The organism is Paenibacillus sp. JZ16 (assembly GCF_015326965.1).
GTDB lineage: Bacteria > Bacillota > Bacilli > Paenibacillales > Paenibacillaceae > Paenibacillus_AQ.
The window spans coordinates 205,535-227,339 of sequence record NZ_CP017659.1 but is presented as its reverse complement, the minus strand read 5'-3'; the positions used below and the strand labels follow the sequence as shown (position 1 = coordinate 227,339).

General features: G+C 45.7%; 19 protein-coding genes and 3 pseudogenes. 10 read left to right on the top strand and 12 right to left on the bottom strand.

The genetic code is table 11. The annotated features are described in order from the left end of the window. The first annotated feature begins 301 nt into the window (after positions 1 to 301). Positions 302 to 862, top strand: coding sequence for an NAD(P)H-dependent oxidoreductase (locus tag BJP58_RS01025; RefSeq protein WP_194542413.1), 561 nt, complete (start codon positions 302 to 304; stop codon positions 860 to 862). 76 nt (positions 863 to 938) lie between these two features. Here the strand turns inward: BJP58_RS01025 and BJP58_RS01020 are convergent, their stop codons facing one another. Beyond that, complete coding sequence (locus BJP58_RS01020; protein WP_194542412.1) at positions 939 to 1,307, bottom strand: winged helix-turn-helix transcriptional regulator; 369 nt, start codon at positions 1,305 to 1,307, stop codon at positions 939 to 941. A 111-nt stretch (positions 1,308 to 1,418) separates the two neighbouring features. Then, entirely contained in the window at positions 1,419 to 4,607 is a 3,189-nt protein-coding gene (locus tag BJP58_RS01015; protein ID WP_194542411.1) for a bifunctional cytochrome P450/NADPH--P450 reductase, read from the bottom strand. Positions 4,608 to 4,996: 389 nt separating this feature from the next. On the opposite strand from BJP58_RS01015, the gene BJP58_RS01010 reads away from it, so the two are divergent. Then, the gene (locus BJP58_RS01010; RefSeq protein WP_194542410.1) at positions 4,997 to 5,488 is read left to right on the top strand and encodes a DUF2798 domain-containing protein; all 492 of its coding nucleotides are present in this window, start codon (positions 4,997 to 4,999) and stop codon (positions 5,486 to 5,488) included. 117 nt (positions 5,489 to 5,605) lie between these two features. Here the strand turns inward: BJP58_RS01010 and BJP58_RS01005 are convergent, their stop codons facing one another. Next, positions 5,606 to 6,733, bottom strand: a complete 1,128-nt coding sequence (locus tag BJP58_RS01005) for an NAD(P)/FAD-dependent oxidoreductase (RefSeq protein WP_194542409.1) — start codon at positions 6,731 to 6,733, stop codon at positions 5,606 to 5,608. A gap of 209 nt (positions 6,734 to 6,942) precedes the next feature. Continuing rightward, positions 6,943 to 7,191, bottom strand: a complete 249-nt coding sequence (locus tag BJP58_RS01000; protein ID WP_374198241.1) for a VOC family protein — start codon at positions 7,189 to 7,191, stop codon at positions 6,943 to 6,945. 279 nt (positions 7,192 to 7,470) lie between these two features. Between BJP58_RS01000 and BJP58_RS00995 the strand changes: the two genes are divergently transcribed. The 7 genes and pseudogenes from BJP58_RS00995 to BJP58_RS00965 all read left to right on the top strand — a co-directional run bounded on the left by BJP58_RS00995 (position 7,471) and on the right by BJP58_RS00965 (position 16,039). Then, on the top strand, positions 7,471 to 8,931 hold the full coding sequence (locus tag BJP58_RS00995; RefSeq protein ID WP_194542407.1) for an MDR family MFS transporter: 1,461 nt from the start codon (positions 7,471 to 7,473) through the stop codon (positions 8,929 to 8,931). Positions 8,932 to 8,983: 52 nt separating this feature from the next. After that, positions 8,984 to 10,438, top strand: a complete 1,455-nt coding sequence (locus BJP58_RS00990) for an alpha/beta hydrolase family protein (RefSeq protein ID WP_194542406.1) — start codon at positions 8,984 to 8,986, stop codon at positions 10,436 to 10,438. Between the two features lie 94 nt (positions 10,439 to 10,532). Continuing rightward, entirely contained in the window at positions 10,533 to 11,420 is an 888-nt protein-coding gene (locus BJP58_RS00985; protein WP_194542405.1) for a TetR/AcrR family transcriptional regulator, read from the top strand. Between the two features lie 452 nt (positions 11,421 to 11,872). Next, entirely contained in the window at positions 11,873 to 12,565 is a 693-nt protein-coding gene (locus tag BJP58_RS00980; protein ID WP_233354849.1) for a DUF1796 family putative cysteine peptidase, read from the top strand. Between the two features lie 408 nt (positions 12,566 to 12,973). Next, the gene (locus BJP58_RS00975) at positions 12,974 to 14,512 is read left to right on the top strand and encodes a right-handed parallel beta-helix repeat-containing protein (protein ID WP_194542403.1); all 1,539 of its coding nucleotides are present in this window, start codon (positions 12,974 to 12,976) and stop codon (positions 14,510 to 14,512) included. 483 nt (positions 14,513 to 14,995) lie between these two features. After that, positions 14,996 to 15,393, top strand: a pseudogene (gene mscL, locus BJP58_RS00970) (large conductance mechanosensitive channel protein MscL). 193 nt (positions 15,394 to 15,586) lie between these two features. Further along, positions 15,587 to 16,039 (top strand): OsmC family protein, encoded by a 453-nt coding sequence (locus BJP58_RS00965; RefSeq protein WP_194542402.1) that lies wholly within the window; start codon positions 15,587 to 15,589, stop codon positions 16,037 to 16,039. A gap of 115 nt (positions 16,040 to 16,154) precedes the next feature. On the opposite strand, the gene BJP58_RS00960 is transcribed toward BJP58_RS00965, so the two are convergent. From BJP58_RS00960 to BJP58_RS00935, 6 genes and pseudogenes are all read right to left on the bottom strand, one after another. Then, complete coding sequence (locus BJP58_RS00960; RefSeq protein WP_194542401.1) at positions 16,155 to 16,952, bottom strand: polysaccharide deacetylase family protein; 798 nt, start codon at positions 16,950 to 16,952, stop codon at positions 16,155 to 16,157. A 90-nt stretch (positions 16,953 to 17,042) separates the two neighbouring features. Beyond that, positions 17,043 to 17,591: a DinB family protein gene (locus BJP58_RS00955; protein ID WP_194542400.1), complete on the bottom strand. Its 549-nt coding sequence runs from the start codon at positions 17,589 to 17,591 to the stop codon at positions 17,043 to 17,045. A gap of 123 nt (positions 17,592 to 17,714) precedes the next feature. After that, positions 17,715 to 17,837: pseudogene (locus BJP58_RS00950) on the bottom strand (IS200/IS605 family transposase); the annotation flags it as partial. 77 nt (positions 17,838 to 17,914) lie between these two features. Next, positions 17,915 to 18,379 (bottom strand): VOC family protein, encoded by a 465-nt coding sequence (locus tag BJP58_RS00945; RefSeq protein ID WP_194542399.1) that lies wholly within the window; start codon positions 18,377 to 18,379, stop codon positions 17,915 to 17,917. 3 nt (positions 18,380 to 18,382) lie between these two features. Next, positions 18,383 to 19,015 carry a nitroreductase family protein gene (locus BJP58_RS00940; protein WP_194542398.1) on the bottom strand — a complete coding sequence of 211 codons (633 nt, stop codon included), beginning with the start codon at positions 19,013 to 19,015 and terminating at the stop codon, positions 18,383 to 18,385. A gap of 45 nt (positions 19,016 to 19,060) precedes the next feature. After that, a pseudogene (locus BJP58_RS00935) lies at positions 19,061 to 19,638 on the bottom strand (NAD(P)H oxidoreductase). 254 nt (positions 19,639 to 19,892) lie between these two features. Here BJP58_RS00935 and BJP58_RS00930 point away from each other — a divergent pair. Continuing rightward, complete coding sequence (locus tag BJP58_RS00930) at positions 19,893 to 20,483, top strand: TetR/AcrR family transcriptional regulator (RefSeq protein WP_194542397.1); 591 nt, start codon at positions 19,893 to 19,895, stop codon at positions 20,481 to 20,483. Here BJP58_RS00930 and BJP58_RS00925 read toward each other — a convergent pair. Both BJP58_RS00925 and BJP58_RS00920 read right to left on the bottom strand, forming a co-directional pair. Next, positions 20,473 to 20,616 (bottom strand): hypothetical protein, encoded by a 144-nt coding sequence (locus BJP58_RS00925; RefSeq protein ID WP_194542396.1) that lies wholly within the window; start codon positions 20,614 to 20,616, stop codon positions 20,473 to 20,475. The genes BJP58_RS00930 and BJP58_RS00925 overlap by 11 nt on opposite strands. Continuing rightward, positions 20,613 to 21,773: an NAD(P)/FAD-dependent oxidoreductase gene (locus BJP58_RS00920; RefSeq protein WP_194542395.1), complete on the bottom strand. Its 1,161-nt coding sequence runs from the start codon at positions 21,771 to 21,773 to the stop codon at positions 20,613 to 20,615. Before BJP58_RS00920 ends, BJP58_RS00925 begins: the two co-directional genes overlap by 4 nt. Between the last annotated feature and the right edge of the window lie 32 nt (positions 21,774 to 21,805).

Sequence of the window (21,805 nt, the reverse complement as noted above, 5' to 3'; positions counted from 1 at the left end):
ATACCAGATAATATCTCCGAATATAGACCTTACATACATTTAACGGTTATTCAGAGGGTGATCTAGAAATTATGTACCCGTGAGAGTTCATTCTAATGCAGCCAGTGCAAATTATTATATATCATAATATGCGATGATGGTTGTCTTTTATTTTTCTGAAAACTCTACAATTTACAATCAACGATATCCTCCGCCAACACTCACCTTTTGGTAAGTACCTGTACTAAAAGTGCATACTTACATAATTGCAGTGCGCGCTTTATACTCAAGAATATCAATCATACTCAAGGAGGATACATCATTGAAAACACTTGTTATCGTTACACACCCAAACCTGGAAACATCCGTCATTAATAAGCGGTGGGTAGAAGAACTCCGACAATACCCGGAAAAATATACCGTACACGAATTGCATAGGGTTTATCCCGACGGAAACATTGATGTGCAACAAGAACAACAGCTTATTGAATCGCATAGCCATCTTGTTTTGCAGTTTCCGATCTATTGGTTTAATTGCCCGCCACTCCTCAAGAAATGGCTTGACGATGTTTTTGCTTATGGTTGGGCTTACGGTTCAAGAGGCGATAAATTAAAGAATCGGAAAGTGGCTTTAGCTGTATCCGCCGGCATCAAGAAAGAAGATTATCGGGAAGACGGAAGGTATCGCTACACGCTTGCCCAGATCCTAACTCCTTTTGAAACGACCTTCCTGTACTGCGACGCAGATTATCGTTCGTTCTTTGCCTACTATGGGCAAGAGGCTGCTCCTGGAGGCAACACGCCTGACATGGACCTATCGCCTCCTGATAACGCACTGGATATAAGTGCACGAGACTATTTGAAGTTCATAGACAACATGTGATAAATAAACCGAATGAAGCCGTTAAAAAAGAAGTATTTCCTTGTTCAGGAAATACTTCTTTGAATATAACAAAACCTCATGCTTCCAGTTGCACAGCTTCCAGAGCCGGCACACTGTTTTTCTCTCCCCACTCGCACATCATATGTAACACAGGAATGAGGGATAGTCCGCGTTCCGACAAGGTGTATTCGACTTTTGGAGGGACCTGGGGATATTCCGTGCGAACGATTAGCTCATCGGCCTCCAGCTCCTTTAACATGATGCTTAGCGTTTTAAAGGATATAGAACCAATGCTTCGCTTCAGCTCATTATGCCGCATCACCTTATTTTCAGACAGCCAGTACAAGATGATCATTTTATATTTACCGCCGATCAAGGATAACGTATAACCAAAGCCGGTGTCTTGAGGTTTCACGCCAGTCGGAACACAGGTTTCTTCGTGCATAAGTCACACTCTCCTTCGAATCTCTTCCATTACTCATGTACTGATCATCTTAACATAAAAACAGTACTGGATCGAAAGGAGATCTGTAGAACAAATTCGCTGGAATGACCCTCATCCTGCCCAGACGTCTTTTACATATTGTCCCGACGCCTCCAGCCCGGATAGCCAGGCGGCAGCCTCTTCTGCACTAACGCCATGTCTTTCCCGATAGGAAAGCATTAGTGTTTGCTCTACCTCCGGGGCCATCCGGGAACCGTCACCGCAAATGTACATTCGTGCTCCTGCCTCAAGCAGTGACAGCAATAACGCTCCGTCTTGTGTCATTAAATGCTGGACGTAGCATTTATCTACACCGTCTATCCTTGAAAAGGCTGTATGCAAGGTGACCAAGCCTTCTCTCTCCGCCTGCTCAAACTCCTCGCGGTAAAGATAGTCTTGCTCCGGATTCCGACAGCCGAAGTACAGATGCGCAGCACCCAGCTCCTGCCCAGCCTCCCGAAGCGCTTGTCTTGCCTGGATGAACCCCCTGAACGGAGCCACGCCCGTGCCTGGACCGATCATAATCATTGGCGTTGCCGGATCCTCAGGCAGCGCAAAGCCCGACTCCGGAGAACGAATGAACATCAGAACCTCTGCGCCCGTCTCCATCTGTTCCAAATAGTTGGAAGCCACGCCCCGGTATTCCCCTTGACCGCTCCAAGCACTGCCCCGAACGACACTGACCGTGATGCTTGCCGTATTCGGGCTAACCTTCGGGGAGCTGGCAATCGAATAATATCTCGGCTTCAATGGCGGCAGGAGCTCAAGAAACCGTTCAAACGGCAGCTCACAGGCTTCATACCGCTCCAGCAGGTCGAGCATGGTGATCCGTTTGGCCCGCACTTCAGCCTGATAGGTCGCTTCCGCAAGCAGTTCTTGAAGCTCTTTGGCATGCGGCGGGCATACCGTGTAAGCGGCCATCTCCCGAATCTGTGCTCTTGTGGCCGGCTCCTGCAGCTCCACGCTGCGGAACAGCAGGTCGTCCAGATGGACAGGAATGCCTGTCGGCAAATGCGCACCGCTTCTTCCTTCAGCAGACAAGATAAGATGTGCACTCGCGTCCAGTTTGAATCTTCGGAGCACTCGCTGAACCAGCGTCACCGGATTGACCGGAAGCACCCCCAGATGATCTCCTTCACGATAATCCGTTCCCGCGGGAAGCGAGATTTCGATATGCTGCGTGATCCTTCCACTATCCGCATGCTGCAGATTGCGGGTATGAGCAACGTGCCCGGTTACAGCCTGGTAGGTTTCAGCCAGAGGCACGGCGGCCGCTCCCTGCACGAACTGGACGGACAGGGCACTGCGCTTCGCCACATTGACGGACGTAAGAGGGAGTCCTAGCGATTGCATCAGATCCGGCCATAAATGCTCCGTCCATTCGTCGACTTCACGCTCAAAGTCTCCGCTGGCATCACTCTCACCACGCGTAAGCAGTCGCTTCGCCCCTTTGATTGCAAGCTGATCGTCTATCAAGCGCGGAATCCGCTGATAGGTGCTTGCCCAGTTGTGGTCTCCGCAGCCGAATACCGCATATCGCACACCCTCAATTTCTGATACATCGGCATCCTCCAGCCATTCCATAAATGCTTTGGCATTGGAAGGGGGCTGCCCGTTGTACGAGGCGGTTACAATGATGACGGCGCCTTCCTTCGGAAGCCTTCCGGCATAATCGTCCAGTGTGCCCACCTGGCTGTCGAACCCTTGGTGCTTCGCAGCATCCGCCACCTCTCGGGCAATTCCCTCTGCCGTGCCCAGATTGGACCCGTATAACGCGAGGAGCGGCGTATGATGAGCATTAGTCCCGGTTGTATCGGACAACGTGGCATATTCCCGCTTCTCCGAATCGTTTGCCCCCGTCTTGCCTCCTGCCGGAACCAACAGTGCAGCCCCGTCCTGACGGCTTCGAACTTGAATATGGAACTCTTCCGGCTTCAAAGTGAGTGTTTCCTTAACCTTTAACTCATAAGACTGGTTATCGATCAATTCAAAATATTTGAGCACCAGGCCAAGCACCAAGGTTGCCTCCTGCAGCGCAAACTGCTGCCCGATGCATGCGCGTTGTCCGTTGCCAAATGGTTTATACGCGTCATGCGGTACCTTGCTGGGATCTTCGAAGCGCTCCGGTCTGAACGTCTCCACGTCGTCTCCCCACACGCGGGAGTCCCTGTGCAGTCCCGGAATCAGGACCGTTACGCTGTCCCCCTTCTGAATCGGATAGGTTCCTCCGATTGCCGTATCTTCCTTCGCATATAACGAGAAGGCAGGCGCCGTTGGCCATAAACGCAGCGACTCGCTAAGAACCATGCGGACGTATTTGAGCTCCCGCACCTGGTTGTAAGTCGGCACGGGATCTTTCAGAATGCGGTCCACTTCGCTTACCGCTTTATGCAATTTATCCGGATTTTTCAGCAAATAATAAATAGCAAAGGCCAGCAATCCGCTTGTCGTCTCATGCCCCGCGATAAGAAAGGTAATCATCTGATAACGAATATTCTCTTGATCCAGGCGCTCGCCTGTGTCTGGATCGACGCCTTCCAGCATATGCGCGAGCAAATCCCCTTCTTCACCGCCATACTTCTTGCGATCTTGTATGAGCTCATCAACTAGCGAGAACATGTTCTGGACATCTTCCTGAAACTGCCGCTTCTTTTTAATCATAAACATGTCCTGTATGCCGAGACGGTGCAGCTGATTCATGCCTTCATCAAGGGCCCGCACCATGCTGTCGATAAACGGGTGATTGTCTTCCCGGTAGAAGCTGTTAAAGCGATAATTAAAACCACACAGGCCGATGGTATCCAGCGTCAGACGAGTCATGTCGGCAGGAACGTCCACAGATTCGTCAGGGTTGAGCCTAGCCCATTTCTGGATGAGCTGCATCGCGATATCAACCATTTTGGTATGGTAGCCTTGCATCGCACGCTGGCTAAAGCTGGAGAGCAGGATGTTATGTGCCTTTTTCCAGTTGGGCTCGTGTGTAGCGCTCGTAAACAATCCATCACCTGCAAAAGGACGGACATTCTGAAGCGGCGCCCAGATTCGTTTATCAAAACGCTTCTCATCACACGCGTCCTTGACATATTCGTGGCCGGAGACGTACAGCTCCCTGCGTCCACCCGGATATTGAAATTGAAATATCGGCCCAAGTTCCGAGGCGACCTTCACAAGCGATTGGACCGGAGCAGCGGAATCCAGCAGCGGCAGATTGCCGAGCGGTCCGTAAGTTTTAGGTTGAGGTACTTGCTTCATATGCGACATTGATCTCCCTCCATGATCCATAGTTTCTTTAGTATGCGTCCCTTTGACCGGACGGGTGAAATCGCATCCAATACTCATTGACCAATATCGTAATGCGGTCATTTTGCGATAAAAAAGGAGGATTGACGGCGGCTTCGTTAGTTTCCACTTCGCTTGGCTGTCTTATCCTAGCCTTTACCCTATCACGATATGAAGGTCACGCATATCAGCCGTAGGTCCTTTAGGACTATAAAACCAAATAAAGGATCTCCCACCCTGAAATGCAATGAAATTAGTCATTGTTGTACTTTGCAAAGGAATGTTTTCAGAAAATGTTCACAGAATTTTCACTTACGAGAGACTTTCTCCAATCTCTATAATGACAAAGGTAACTAGAAAGGATGATGAAATTGCCAGCAACAAAAAAAGAAAATTTTTATTTTGGTTTGATGATGTGTCTGGGGATGGTTATCATGATGACCTCCTACAATTTGTTCACAAACGGATTAATTGGGAACATATCGTTTATGGCCATACTCCTGCAATTGGTGTTGGGCTTCGTGATTGCCTTCTTATTGGAATCGTTTGTTGTCGGACCCATAGCAAAGAAAATTGTTTTTTCCTTATTGCGTAATAAATCCAGTAAAATCCTTATGATTGTGATGATGGCATTTTGTATGGTGATCGGCATGGTTACTTTTATGTCCATGTACGGGCTAGCTTCCTCCTATTATGCAAACCGGCTTGGAGGGGAATCACTGCTTGGAAGCTACTTCTCCATTTTCATTAAAAATTTCGTATTTGCGCTGCCGCTTCAACTTCTCATTGTAGGCCCGACCGTTCGCTTCCTGTTTGGCAGGTTGAAAGCAAAACGCGTGAACGAATCATTATCTGCCGTATAATCGATTGGAATACAATCTCTCTCAACAACAAAAGCCGCGATATTCGCGGCTTTCTTTATAGTGACTGAAGATGCCGCTCACCAATTGCATGCTCAGAATCGATTTAGCCGGCATGCTTCAACGCTCTTCGATCGCTGTACGAATATCATAAGCATCGATGTCGATATCCAGTGGTATTCCAAGAGCCAATTTCGCTAATTGACTACCGATAAAGGGGCCCATCGTCAATCCGGACGCGCCCAGTCCGTTTGCGGTTATAAGGCCTTCCCAGCCAGGGACAGCACCTATAACCGGAAGAAATCCGGGGGTAAACGGACGAAATCCGACACGGACCTCTTGAAACGTGCTGTCAGCTAGTCCCGGCGCCAAGGCCAATCCTTTATTCAGGATTTCCTGCATGCCGCCGGCTGTTATTCTCGTATCGTAGCCTTTGACTTCATTTTCGTGAGTCGCTCCGATCACAATCTTCTGGTTATCAAAAGAGAGTAAATATTGATCCGATGGCGGCATGACGACCGGCCAGGTGCCTGTATCTTGCCGGTCAGTCGCCTGCACATGCATGATTTGCGCTTTTTGAAAACGAACCTGAAAGTGAATGCCTAGTGGCTGAAGCAATTGATTAGCCCATGCACCAGCACAAACAATGACTTCATCTGCCTCAAATCTCCTTGCTCCGACAGCGGCTCCGGTTACGCGATTAGCTTGATATAACAATGCGGCATCCCCGTTTATAAGCTTGGCCCCGTTCCTCTGAGCGGACCGGATCAGCGCATCGCGCAGTGCACGACCATCGACATGGGCGGCGCCGCTAATGTGAACGGAATGATAGCCATCTCGAAGCAATGGGAAACGCTCATGGGTTTCTTCCTCATTCAGCCGGGTTATCTCACCGATTTCCGGAGCATCCGCTTTTCTGTTATGAGCCCGTTCCTCCATCTTGCGGATTTTATCCAAATCCTCGTGAATGCTAAGGGCCCCGACTTGTGCGTAGCCCGTTTCTGTCTCACCTTCGCTGATGAGTTCTCTCACTAAATCAGGGTAATAACGCGCGCCGGCCTTGGCTAATTGGTACCAAGCCTGATTCCGTCTTTGCGATAACCAGGGGCAGATGATGCCTGCCGCGGCATCCGTAGCCTGTCCTTTATCATGGCGGTCTATAATAAGCACTTCTGCTCCCATTTTGGCTAACTGATAAGCAGTCGATGCCCCAAGTATTCCCGATCCAATGACGATCACGTTCTTCATGCATGACATTCCCTTCCTTAAATCACTGTATCCATTATAGCGAATGCAGGGAAAAAGTATAACGCACATCATTTCAGCGGTCTAAATCAGGGGGCTAAAGCTTGTCAGCGGGAGCATTTCTTCCCTATAAAAGAACATGCAAAAAAAGCCGCCAAATAGGCGACTTCACATCCATGTGATCTATGGTTGTTCTTGCGGACCGGTTATTATTATTTTTCCATGACAGCAAAATAGTTTTCTTCATAGTCTGCAAAGTTGAACACTCTACCGGAAGGCATATTCACCACTTCGCCGACCGTGATATTGTGGTTGGTTAGATGGCTGTGCAGCGCATCGAAATCGTCCGTGATAAACATTAAAGAAGGTGTGCCCAAATGTAATCCTGGCGACATTTTGTACACCATAATTTGACCAACTTTGCTAATCATCGATTGGTACACTCCCTCGTATAAGTAAATTAAATGTCAAAAGCAGATTGCTTCCAAGACTTCCTTTTCTCTTCAAATCATAGCATGCCAGATGTACGTATATTTCTTATCAATTGCGAATTTGTTTTTGTATCGGAATATCCAAGTTAAAGGGTTTGCTTACACCTTCAAGGATAACGGTCGCATTGAGCTTGGGTGCCCGTTTGACACAAATTACGTTCATCGTTACTATTATAATGACCCAATGGTTTTTTCAAAAACTAAATAGTACAAATCTCGAAATTTTTAAAAGAAAGTAGGTTCACCATCATGTCAGATCCATCTGCAATTATTCGTAACACCTCAGAAGAAAGAGCTTTTGCAATTAAAGACATCCTTGCGCCATTGCTTGCCGTCATCATCGGCACCTTCATGGTCCTGTTGGACAGCACGGTTGTCAATGTCGCCGTACCTACGCTGGTTCAATATTTTGATAGCCCCCTGCAAACCATTCAATGGTCGATCGCCGCATACACGCTTGCATTGTCCGCAGTCATCCCTCTCGCGGGATGGCTGTCGGATAAATTTCAGCCCAAACGGGTGTTTCTCTTATCGATCGGAATGTTTACGATAGGATCCGTGTTATGTGCTTTTGCCCAGACAGCCGAGCAGCTCATCGCCTTTCGGGTTATTCAAGGCATGGGTGGCGGCATGGTATCGCCGATCGGGATGGCCATGGTATACCGTTTGGCACCTCCGGACAAAAGAGGTTCTATCATAGGAATGTTTGGAATTCCATTACTGCTTGCCCCAGCGCTCGGTCCCGTATTGTCCGGATGGCTGATTGAGTTTGTCAGCTGGCAATGGATCTTTCTGATCAATCTCCCCATTGGCATGATCGGACTATTCGTGGGCATCAAACATCTGCCTTCCTTTTCAGAAAAGGAAGCTCCGTCTCTGGACATTGTCGGCATGCTTCTTGGACCCGCAGCTTTTGCCATGATTACTTATGGAGTCAGTGAGGGAGGGGTAAGCTGGACTTCCGCCAAGACTTTATCCGGTCTTATCATTGGTGGGTTAGCACTTGTTCTTTTCATATGGTCTTGCTTTAGACAAGAACAGCCTTTGCTTGAGCTGCGTGCGTTCAGATCGGCTGATTTTACACGTGGCATCATCATCTCCTGGATCATGCAGGCAGCGATGTTCGGCTCCGTGCTACTATTCCCGCTGCTTCTTCAGCAGATTAGAGGTTTCACTCCGCTGACAACCGGGCTCATTCTGCTGCCGCAGGCAGTCGGTTCCATGATCTTTATGCCTCTGGCAGGAAAGCTTTTTGATAAGGTGGGCGCACGTCCCCCGCTTGTAGCCGGAATGACGCTGATGACAGCTGCGTTGTTCACGATGTCCTTTGTTCGAACCGATACCCCTTTACTACTCATCATGATCGTATTGTTCTTCATGGGCTCCGGCATGGGGTTATCGATGATGTCCTTGAATACGCATGTATTAAATGCAACCCCTAAGCACCTTGTAAGCCGGGTTACTCCGCTCACAAGTGCATCACAGCAGGTCATCGCCTCGTTTGCCGTAGCCGGCTTCACGGGATATTTATCTTCCCGGATGACATCAAGCCTGCCGAGTAACCCTGTTGGAGCCAACCCTATGGAGTCCCATGCTGCATCCTTTGCGGACACCTTTTTCCTGGCTGCCTGCATTGCTTGTGTAGGACTGGTTCTCAGCTTGTTTCTTAGAAAACCCAAACAAATAACCGAGGAATCTTCGTTCCATTGAACAGCAGACATCGAATAAACCACAATAACCGTTACACATAGGAGGAGCTTACTTGAGATTCGGAGAAATGGTTATCATACTATTCATTATCGCTTTGGCTATAGCTACGATTTGGGGACCAAAATCGAAGAAAAGCCGGCTGATCTACTCGTTAATAGCGCTATATATCGTTACGGTTGTGCAGATCATCGTTGAGGATTGCCGGTGGCAAATGATTCCTTGTTACGCGGCTTCCGTTATCCTGACGGTTGTCATCATTTTTAGAAAACCCGAAAAGAAACCGTCCAGTAAGAAGAGCAGGAGAAGATGGTTAGCCTGGTTATGGACCACGGTATTGTTCCTATACGCATCAGTCATGGTCGCACTGCCTCTCCTGCTCCCTGTATTCGCATTTCATCAACCTCAGGGACCCTATCCTGTGGGAACTGCGGTATACCACTTTATTGACAATGACCGGCCCGATGAGTACTCTGCCGATCCGAAGGATCACCGTGAGCTGATGGTACAGTTATGGTATCCTTCCGAGCCCGAAACGGGGGAAGAAGCCGAACCCTATATCCGCAATGTAACAGCGATTACACAAGGTCTCGAACAGGCCTTGTCCTTCCCAGCCTGGACGTTAAGCCATCTGGGTCTCGTGGAGACCCATGCCTACAGCAATGCCCCGCTGTCCTCCATGGAGCAGGAATATCCGATCTTGATTTTTTCACATGGCATGACGGGTTTCCGCAACCAGAATACCTTCCAGATCGAAGAGCTGGCCAGCCATGGATATATCGTGGTTGGAATCGACCATGCCTATGATGCGGCTGCAACCGTATTCCCGGACGGCCGGGAGGTTTTGATCAACAAGCACCAGCTTTCAGGTTTTGAAGCGCTTGACGAGCACATGACATTATGGACTCAGGATGTATCTTTTATTTTGAATCGGCTGGAACAATTGAATAGACAGGATGAACAGGACCGTTTTACCGGTCGTTTTGATCTGGAACGAATCGGCATGTTCGGTCATTCTTACGGCGGTGCGACTGCAGCCCAGATGCTGCTGAAGGATTCTCGTATCCAGGCTGCGATCAATATGGATGGGACCTTATATGGAGAACCTATGCCGAGCACGGGACTTAATAAGCCATATCTACAGATGAATGGTGAGAAGAGTATCGACAAGTCGATATTCGATAACTCGCTGGATCAAGCTATGGCGCAAAGCGGCCATACACGGGAGTATTACGAAGATTTTTGGGAGGAGACGGTAAGGCGTCGCATGAATGCTCTGCAGGGAGGCGGATACACGATGACGATTCCACATACTTCCCATATGAGTTATACGGATTTTCATCTGTTCTCTCCGCTGCTGCCTAACCCGGGAGAGGATCCAGAATCGGTTCATCACATCATAAACGAGGTAAGCGTTGCTTTCTTTGACCAGCATCTCAAGGGAATACGGCATAACGCCATGGATGAACTATCGAAGGAATATCCGGATATCGAGCTCGTTCAAGATTGAGGCATCTTTCTTGTGCCTGTGGATTAGCTCTGCAAAAAACGATATGATAGTGATCGAATCCGGTATATTTGTACATCGTTAAGGGGGCCGCGCTATGAGTTTGTTAAAAGAAAAAATATTGCAATCGGCTATTCGTTCCTTTGCCGAAAAAGGATACCAAGCGACTTCGATTCAAGATATCGCGGATGATTGCAGCATTGCTAAAGGCTCAATCTATAAATACTATGGTTCCAAAGAAGAGCTATACATCCGTATTCTGGAGAAACGACAGCAGGATATGATTGATGCCGTAGAACAGATCCGCAAAAAAGGGTTATCCCGCAGGGAAACATTTCTTGAAGAGATCGCTTATCAGTTCGATTTTTTCATCGAGCATGGATATTACATATCGCGTGATCATAACGAGCTCCCGCCGGCGAACAGTGACAAGATCGGTACCGTCATCCATCAGCTTCAATTGAATATGTTTCGTTATTACCAGGATATTTTACTCCGTCATTACGGGGATTCGATAGAGGAATGGAAATGGGATGCTACAGCCGTCTTTAACGGATTGATCCGCGAGTATACCTTTCATGTCTTGTTTGGATTCAAACCGCTCATTCAAAAGGAATTGGCTGTTTTCATTGCTGAGCGAATGGATGATCTCATGCTGGGATTGGAACAAGGTGCTCCCCGTCCCCTGCTCACCGATGAACTCATGAAGGAATATTCGATGGTTGATTTAGAGGCACTTACTCATACGCAAGAAATACGAAGAACGGCGTTGATGGATACGATTGAGTCGATTATCCCGGATATGTCCATCACGAACTCCAGAAAAAAAGACTTGTCTGAGGTAGCCGCGATGCTGCGGGAAGAGTTCACCGCTGAACGTCCACGTTCCTTTCTAATCCAAGCGCTGCTTAAGGATCTGTCTTCGGAGAATGAGCTGACTTTCTACACCAATCAACTGCAGCAGTTGATTCTAGAAAGTAATTGAGAGGATAACCAAGGAAGCCCTAGCCCTCTCTGTCTCTTCACATTGGAATCTGTCCGTGGAATCATTCAAAGAAAAGAAGCTGCTTGCTTTGCGGCTTCTTTTCTTTAGGTACGTATGTTGTTACATGTGTTCGACCTTCGCTTGATCCCCAATTCAATGCATCTCCCCGCATTCTGCTTGTTCTAACTCCAGTTCCCTGCACGTCCCCATCAGCATAATGCTTGTAATTGCAAATAAAATGATCATCACATTTCTCATCATATATCACCTTCTTATATGTTCATTAACCCCAGTCTAAACCATAATGAAAGATTCACTTATCGATTAACCTTTCTACAAGCTTACATTTTTGTAAGACACTCCGATCAAAACAAACAGTTCCCTACCTATAAATGTCCATACGTCCCGAAAAGAGGCTGAATACGATAATCATAGACGTATATGAGAGAGTGGTGACAAATGTGAAGCTGGTAGATGTGAAAGGCGCCTATGATGTGATCATCAGCTTGGGCAGCTGGTGCGGGCCATCGATCAATTTGCGGCAGCGTCAACTAAGACGCTTTTCTTTCCCGCTTGATTGGATGATAACGAACTCCATTTCGGATGTAACCCGGTTATTGAGCAACCGCTTCATCGGATTTATGGAACTTGAGCATATGCGGAAGATTGAAGGTACTTCAGCTCTTTTGGAGGATGGAATCGCCACGCCTGCTGAAGGGAGACCGTACCATGATGCTCATTTCATACTGGATACGCAATATGATATGATCTCCGTACATGACTTCCCGATTTGGCCCAATCAAGATTGGACGCAATCGTATGCTTCTTATAAAGAGAAGATAAATCTTCGCATTCACAGATTCTATGAAGTTCTAAACAACAGCCGATCCGTTTTGTTTATCAGGTGGGGGGAAGTGAATGCCCCGGAGGCTGCTCTGCTTCATGCCGTCTTATCCTCGTTCGTAGCCGGTACGTGTAATATACTTTTTCTACGAACCATGCATGATATTCAAAATGTGCAAGAATTGGATTGGGGGATCGAAGGCGTTTGCACCCTCCAGGTTCCCATCGACCGTCCTAATGATGAATCCATTTGGAATCACGCGATGGAAGGGCTTTATTTGACCGGCTACTGGAAGGACTAAGTAAACTGTAAGAGCTGCTGTTGGATATGACAACGAAACGCAAAAAAGCTGCCGTTAGTAAGCGGACAGCTTTTTTTGCTATTTTGGCTGTAGTGTTATGACAGAAGAATAGCTATTGAACGTGAAATGATTGTTTGTTGTTGCACTGTGACAATTGAGCTGATTAAAATACGGGCAGATCAAACGAGAATGCTAAAGGTAACATACGATCCTTGTAAGAATATAATATGAATATAGCCGTGCAAGAAGGTGTTCCCTTGTTCTAGTTTATTTTAAGTTTATTCAAATGAAACTAAGTGTATTAGCTTAAATACTCACGGCAGATGGGACCAACTTAATGTTGAAGGTCATGGGGTAGTGACTGATTAGTTTATCATAGAAGAAGGCATTCATTGAGGAGTGAAAAGTATGAAAGAAGATAACCCCTCCCCCCCTCCTTTAATTGAACACATTAAAGGACAAGTCAAAGACCTCGCAACAAACGTAAGGAGCGATGCTTCTGACTCCCTAACACACATTGATAACTCTATTGGTACAGGTAAAGAAATAATAATTCCAGAAGGTACATTTGTTATTAACAACGAAATAATAATTTCTCATCCAGTAATAGTTCGTGGACAAAAAGGCAATAAAATTGTCAATACAAATCAGAATGCAAATGGTGATGTGAAAATCAATTCTAATGATGTTACTATAGAAAGCATTAATCTTAGTGGAGGCTCAAATATACAGGGAATCTACATGAAGTCTATAAAAGGACTTAAGATCCAGCACAATAAGATTTCAACTAAAAAGAATGGACTACACATCGATTCATCTACAGTAGAAGATATCGATATATTTCACAATGATATTTCATCACAAGGTTTTGGAATTCTTACCAATCATAACTCTAGAAACGGAAAAAATCTAAATATAGCATTCAACAAGATATACTCAGCAACTGCGGATGCAATCGAACTAAACAACCCAACTTCTCTAAGCGAGTCGGAATCCGATTCATTCAAACAAGTGAAAATTATTGGGAACACACTTGTCGCTGACACTATTGGAAGTGGCCCAACAGCAGGTTTTGCCATTGGAATTGCTAATACAAGAGACGTAGTAGTTATTGGAAATATAACTGAAATCTCACGTAGAGAAGCACTCCATATCGAAGACAATCAAGAAAATGTTATTGTAATGGGAAATGTTTTTAATGGATGCTTTGGTGACGGTTCAAGGATATTGCCAATGACAGGTGCTCGATTGCCCATGGTTACAAACAACTTTTTCATTAAGCACGAAATGACAAAAACAGGTATAGGGTTATGGAGAGTATATGATAAAAACGGATGTTTGGATGTTAATGTCTCGAATAATTACTTTAAAGGTTTTAATATTGGATTGTGGTTAGATGGAAGTTCCTTTGCACAAGTAGAAGGAACAGTAATTGAAGACTGCAATGTTGCCATCAAAACTGGTGTTTCAACAAAAATTGTAGGCACCGTGATATCAAAAAATACACCTATTCTAATTCAAGGCTCATCAGGTAGTGTCATAGATGGTATTGTTTCGCTTTCAAAGCCTACTAAAGTTATAGAATTCATTGGAGCTACAGGTCAAACTGGAACTACCTTAAAAAGCCTAAGAGCCGTTACTGAGACAATAACCTCAAATCCAACTGCCTCTAACATCATTGAATTATTTCCTGTTGGAGATCTAATGAAGGGCAGACTACAAGTTACGAATGATGGTTCGAACAATCTAATGTTTGATTGCGATCTTTTATGGGACGGAAATGACCTAAAAATAACAAATATGATTCAAAAGGCTTCAGGAATCTTTGGTTCTACCATCAAGATACTGATCTCGAATAATCATGTTGCATTCTCTGTATATACAGCAAGCTCACAGTCCTTTATTTTCTCCTATACATTTGAGGGGACTTATTATAAAGAAACTTAGCCCCCCCGCCATCCAATCTTAATAGTCCACAGAAAAGACCGCATCAATATTGGTGCGGTCTTTTCTGTGAACCAAGAAACTACATGCTCTCAATGCCGAGTTGGCTCTCGTCAAGAAATCGAACGATTGAGCAAATCATCATCCCACCTAAACGCTTTGAATGAACTTTCCCCCACTTTCAATAATAGAGTCAGTGTGGTGAAATTCCTTTAGCAAGTTCATCTGCAATGTCGCTGTTCGTCCAGGAACAATAAGTGCACTTCTTATTGTTTAGGAGAGGAAATCGAAATCGTAGTAAATTCATAGCTACGAAAGAGCTTGCATGGATATAACCTCTTCTGAACCATACTTGAAGTTGGCGATATCCATTAAAAAAATACGACTTAACGATCTTGCGCATTCCACTAGTTGCTGATAGGATATTTCGAGTGGTAGATTAATGGCCGCCCCACACATTTTGGATTGAAAAGCAGGTGACGTATTATGAATTTATTAAAAGAATTTAAAACCTTTGCGCTTAAAGGTAACGTACTGGATTTAGCCATTGGGGTTATCATTGGTGCTGCTTTTGGCAAAATCGTATCTTCCTTGGTGAGTGATATCATTATGCCGGTTATTGGATTGATTCTTGGGGAGTGGATCTATCAGGACTAAAGGCGACAATCGGGGATGCAACCCTAACGTATGGAGTATTTCTTCAAACGGTCGTGGACTTCCTGATCGTCTCCTTCTCGATCTTCATGTTCATCCGTACACTTAACCGCTTCAAACGCAAGGAAGAAACGAAGGCGGAAGAGCCGCCGACTCCATCGAAGGAAGAACTGTTGTTGACAGAAATTCGCGATTTGCTGAAACAACAAAATAAGGCTTCCGAAAAATAATATGGAACTGATCTGGAGAGTGTGTTTTCGATACGAGAACACACTCTCTTTATCGTTTTATTCATATTTTATTGACAGATCATGTTAATTGAAATTATATTCCTTACTAAACCAAGTAAAGTAGTATGCATTTAAACGTAGAGACAGATCACCCACACGATTGGGCCTGTCCAGGAAAAGGGAGATCTGCTATATGCCAAGTGTCCAAACGTTCAAAGCAACTGCCCATTTGCAAGAAGGGGTCACGGTTATTACTAATGTAAGGCAGTTCGAATTCGTCATCGATGAGCCGAAAAGCCTTGGAGGTACGGATACCGGAATGAACCCCGTTGAAGCTCTGCTGGCCTCCCTGGGGGCATGCCAATCGATGGTGGCCCGTGTATATGCGCCAAAATTCGATGTTATCTTCAGGGTTGACGTAGAAGGAGATCTTGACCTGGACGGATTCTTTAACCGCTCTGACGTACGCCCAGGGTACTCTGATATTCGATACACCTTCTACATCAAAACCCCTTCGTCCGCCGATAAGGTTGAACAATTCGTTGAATTCCTGGAGCGTAAGTGCCCTGTAGGCGATACAATAGCGGCGCCGGTAAATTTGAAGTTAAATCGTATCGTCATCGAGAACGAAGTGATAAACTCTTAATTAATCTACATATTAAGGGCTGCCAGGTTGCAATAAGCAAAGTAGCAGCCCTTCATTTTACATCGTATTTCGAATCCCTCTTCTATGATATGCGGGTCGAGATCATGCGCACAGACTATAGCCGAGTGATTTGGCCCCCCTGTAGTTCTAGCGATTCGCCATCTACACTAATCCACACGGATTCGGCACTTGGGTTATGGATCATGCGGCAATCCGCCGAGAAACGAAGTTTACTCAAGGCATTGCAGTAAGCATATATCTCAGCATTCGTGGCATACCAGATATCATCACGTCCACCGATTATCTCCCCGAAGCGATCTACGAGATTCCAGTTGTGATCATTCTCAAACTCATAACTGTGTCCCCATACATATAGGATGGCCATCTTAGAATACATCTGCTGCATATGTACAAACTTCTCCGCATACTCCACCATTTCCTTATGGTGACAAGTCGGATGCCAACGAAGCCAATCATCCGGCTTATGAAATGCGCCATGACTGTTTACCGTCCGAGCATACTCAATACCGACACTCTTAAGTAGACCGACTACTTGATCATTATAGGTGCCGAAGGGATAGCTGATTCCCTTTACAGGGTAATGAACCAGAGCTTCCAGCGCTTTCCGGTCTTCCATAACCTGTTCAATCACTTGTTCCGGCGGCGTTTGTTCCAGGAAAGGATGATCCACGGTATGCGCAGATACCTCATGCCCCGAGTACAATGAATCCACTTCCGAGGCATCGATATACCCTTTCTTACCGAGCGTGCCGCTGTTCAAATGAAACGTGCCTCGAATTCCGTAATCGTTCAGCTTCTTGACCAATCTGCGATCATATTCGCGGCCATCATCAAAGCTGAGGGTCAAGGCTTTTCTGGTGCCATTCGGAAAACGATCATACTGTATACGCATTCAAGAACCTCCTATATCTAGTTAAGACGTCGATCCATTCCTCAAAGATCTGATCTCATTATACGATGTTGGCCCCCATGGATCCATGTATTATTGCTTGTGAACAGCATAAAGGAAACGGCAATAACCGATCTCGGCCGTATTTTTCATCAGTTCTAGATTTAGCCAGGCCGCCAATTCATGGAAAGGCTTATTCGTGAAAGGCCACAAAGTCCGTTCCGTTGAAAGGAACGAATCATCCGTCAAAGCTGAAATTTGACGTTTCCACTCGCAGCTCATTTCATGTATTTGATCTCTGGTCTCTTGGATGTTGCCCAGAGAAAGGATGTCTTCACGGACCAATGTCCAGTTGCCGAACGAATGATTCAGTACCATCGACCACCAGTATGTGATATGCCATGTCAGCCAAGAAATACTCGGCGGGCCAATTCCATACTCCTCGGATTCAGGCCATTCCGCCAGCCATATTCCAGATTCACGATAAACATGGAGCCCCTTGGAAGCCGGTCGCCAATGAAATTCCTCATCTTGAAGCCCCGTAAGATGCAAGTTGAGCATCTGCCAAGCGATTTGGAACTGAAAATCAAGAGTACTTCGAATAACACCCGTCGGGTTAGATGAATATTGTCCATCCTGCATACCATCCCCTCCATTCAATAATTAACGCAAACAATATTAGAATTTATCTATATAATTTGTAAACATAATAAAATAACGTTTGTATAGTGTCAACAAATCGTTCATACATAGACACAATATCCGTGGATCTTCGTACTTCTTTACACTCAGTTTATCAACCGCTTGGTCATGTGCTTTTTGTTCACGAATACATTTAGCGACTTTTGCTTCATTTAAGCCTACCGTGCTAACGTAGTATCCCTCCGCCTAGAATTTTTCCAGTTTGTCACAACAGAAAAAGCCGCATTCCATGCGGCTTTCAAAGTTGCTGCATTTACAGCAATTTAACGTTTCTCCTGTTCAAGCAACTCAATTAGCAGTTTCAATTGAGGAACCGTATCCATGTAGGCATAAGCGTAATCTGCCCCGGCATTTTCCCCTTTTTGCTGGATGGGGATTTGGTTGCGCTGCAGTATGCTGATTTTCTCCTTCATGCCATTTACATGAAAAGCGATATGATGAAAGCCTTCACCGTTCCGATCCAAACTTTCTCGCCATGTGCTCGGATGATGGTCCGGTTGGATCAACTCCAGCTGGATCGATCCCAGTTTGAAAAAAGATAGCTTTGCTCGCGCTTCCGTGGGCATGCCATTATACTCGGTTTTTTCGATATCGAATATATCCGACCAGAACCACCCGGGATTCTCTATGCCGAAGAAATCGGCATATGCCTGACTCGTTGCTTCAATGTCATTAACAACCAAGCCGATTTGAGCGATGACGTTAGTGTCTAAAATGTTCTTATCCATGTATCAAAACCGTTCACGGATAACTAACTGATCCAAGGGGAAGCGATTCGTTTGATGCGCCGGTTGTTCAGCATAACCTAAAGTTAACATTAACACCGGAATATAACGATCAGGAATATTTAATTCTTTCCTTAAAGCTTCTGCATCATATCCTCCCATTGGGCCTGAATCAATTCCATGCGCCTTAGCGGCTAACATAAGCTGCATTGCTGCAAAGGCTGCATTTCGAATAGCATCATGTGTCCCGGCATGTTCGTTGCTTTCGTAATAACTATCTATAGAGCTGACGATTTGATTTTTAACTTCCTCTGTCATGAAGCCTGCACGAACTGTTTCCCCATATACGATCTCAGCATTTTCATTCGCTTTCGTGTCACCGAGTACAATAATTACTGCCGAAGCGTCAACAACTTGTTGCTGATTATATGCGATAGGCAGTATACGACTTTTGTTTTCCGGATCCTGGATGGTAAGAAACTTCCAATGCTGAAGATTCCATGCTGAAGGAGCGGTGGCCGCTGCTTCTAAAATCTGATTCAGCGTCTCTTGAGGAATATCGACCCCTTGTTGATATTTACGAATACTGCTGCGTTGTTTCATAACATGGATAACATTGTTTTCTGCTACTGTCGTCATATTAATTACACCTCTTTTTAATGTTTGATAAACCGATTTTATCTTTCATTGATGTCCAAAGTTCCGGCCAAGCTCATAAGCTTGACTCAGCAACTTATGGTGATGTTCCGGGTTTGAATCCAAGGTATTGTACAAAATTTCTACTTTGGAGTTGGATATTCCCGCATAGTTGGAAGTTCCGATGTTCAGATGGTTAGCGAACAATGTGTCATACTCTCTCTTCTCAAAATGCTCTGCCGGGGCGCCAGCCAGACCAATCCATAACACCCGTTTATGATGTAGCTTACTTGAACCGTACGCGCGAAAGCATTATTCCATACGCGATCGATATACCCTTTTAGAATAGCTGGTACACAGTACCACCAAATCGAGATACATAAGCAAGATGCATCATGCTACTTCATCCGTTCCATTTCAGTTTCTACTTCCGACGAATAGACTTTATGGTCAGCAGACCAATCGAGCTCATCAGCCTCCCATAATACGGGGTTAAAATGGATGCGGTGTAAATCCAAAACTTCCGTTTTATGCCCTGAATCTGTAAGACCCTGTACAAAGTTCTCAGAAACCGCAAAGGTTAAAGATTTCGTTCTCGGATGGCTTACGACGGTTAGTATCTTCAAACGGGATTCAACCTCCTTTCTCTCGTAATTGTCATAATGACTGCAGCGCCGCTTACATTGGTTTGGACCTCGGCAACAAGCCTTCAGTCTATCCACCATAATGGAACAAAGTGGAAATCGCGGCTACTGACCAAATGTTAAATTATAACTTTACAAGTGTCAAGTAGAACTTGATAAAATTTCAGTTGAACTTGACTCCTGTTCATTTAGAATGTATCATTCATATTAACTAGCATGGGAACGGAGGTACTACAATGGGGGAAATTCGAAATGCCGAACGTACACGAAAGAATATTCTTGAGGCCGCAAGAAAAGAGTTTTTCGATAAGGGATATACAGGTGCGCGGATAGAAGTCATTGCAAAAAACGCTGATGTAAAAAAGCAACTGATTTATCATTATTTTAAGGGAAAAGAAGAACTATTAGTGGCTGTTCTAGATCAATTGAAAGTCGATACGCCGGATTGGGCTATCTTCCCTCCTAATCCAGTGGATATTGCGGAGCATCGGTTCCGAATTTTCAGTCAAACTAGAATGGATTTCTTAAGGTTCACCGCTTGGGAAGCTCTTGAAACACAGCCGCAACAAGCTGCAAGAAAACAAAGAAGAGAAGAAACTCTTCAATCCTACGTGGAAGATATCAAATTGAAGCAAGAAGCAGGTCTTATATCAGAGGATTTAGACCCCGAATTGCTAACGTTGGCAATCTCTGCTTTGACTACTTACCCACTTGTCTATGGGGATGTTACCAAGATGATAACGGGCCTCGAACCCGGCGACCCGCAGTTTCAAGAGAAATGGGCGAAGTTTCTCACAAAAATTAGTGAGCTAATATTTAGAAAATAAAAAAAGCAACCGATCCTTCTGATCGACTGCCTGCTTGTTCATATTTGTTAACGGATCTCATCGATTTCATCGAATAATGTACCTTAACGTTCTTCATGATCGTTGTATTCTGAAGCACCGTCTGTCGTCTCATCCATCCATCCATTCATACCCTATGCCCGTTTCGGATAACCGGGTAGCTTTTACGATATAGGACGCCAATCCTGGAATCATCCGGGCGATGCCTGGATAGAAGCGGTTGGTTTTGGCAAAAGCAAGGTTCTGAATTCTCCTTGCCCTTCTGAGAAGCTCCTTAAACGTACGATTAGCTTCAAGCGTATATTGGTCTCGCCATTGTTCGAAGTTTATTTCCCCATGTAAATATTTGTGTGTCCAGTCGGAGCATAGCCATGATGATCGCAGAGCAACCGACATCCCGTCTCCGCACAACGGCGGAAGCATCAACAACGCATCGCCGATATGCGGATATTCCGACCATGGATGCGGCGTATTGGATAAATGAAGCGGGGCAATCGATACCTGGGTTCCCGAAACAGGCTCCCCTTCAGCCATTCGTTCGGCTAACCTTCTGTTCGTACGTGAAGCGGCCCGTAGAATTTCCGGCACCGATTTGCCGCTGCCCTGCACTGATTTCAGGGTCAGCAACGCGGCTACATTGACCATCCCCTTTTCAATCGGCGAAATTCCGACATAACCCCCCTCGCAAAAATACAGCTCAACCCGAGCAGGGATCGTAATGCCGCTATAATGCGATTTTACACCAACATACACGGTGTCATCCCGATACGCCTCGGCAGATGCAACGCTACGTGGTCTTTTTGTACCGTACGCACCAATAACGGCCCTTGCCTCATATCGAACGGCCTCATTCCCTTGCCTTGCATCGACTTCATACCGATGATTATCCAGCTTCTGAATGTTGGTTACGGTTGTTCCCGTGACAATGTCCGCGCCCGCGCTCACTGCATTCTCATGCAGCAGGCGATCCAGTTCATAGCGGCTGATTCCGGTTGCTTGCCCCGGTAACGGAGCGTTAATCTCACCGCCGTGCGGCATTACGATTTTGGCGTGGTCCATGGAACTAGGCTCAACCGTTTCACGTAATTGGACCCCTAGATAGTCCAGCATCTCTTTGGTTTCTGGGGACATGAATTCACCACAGGTTTTATGGCGCGGAAAGGATTGCCGGTCCAGCAATATCGTACGATGTCCTTGTTTAGCAAGCTGTAGTGCACAGCTAGTGCCGGCTACTCCCGCTCCAATGACGATGACATCCGCTTGCTTTGACATATATGAACACCTGCCTCATAGCTTGCATGAAG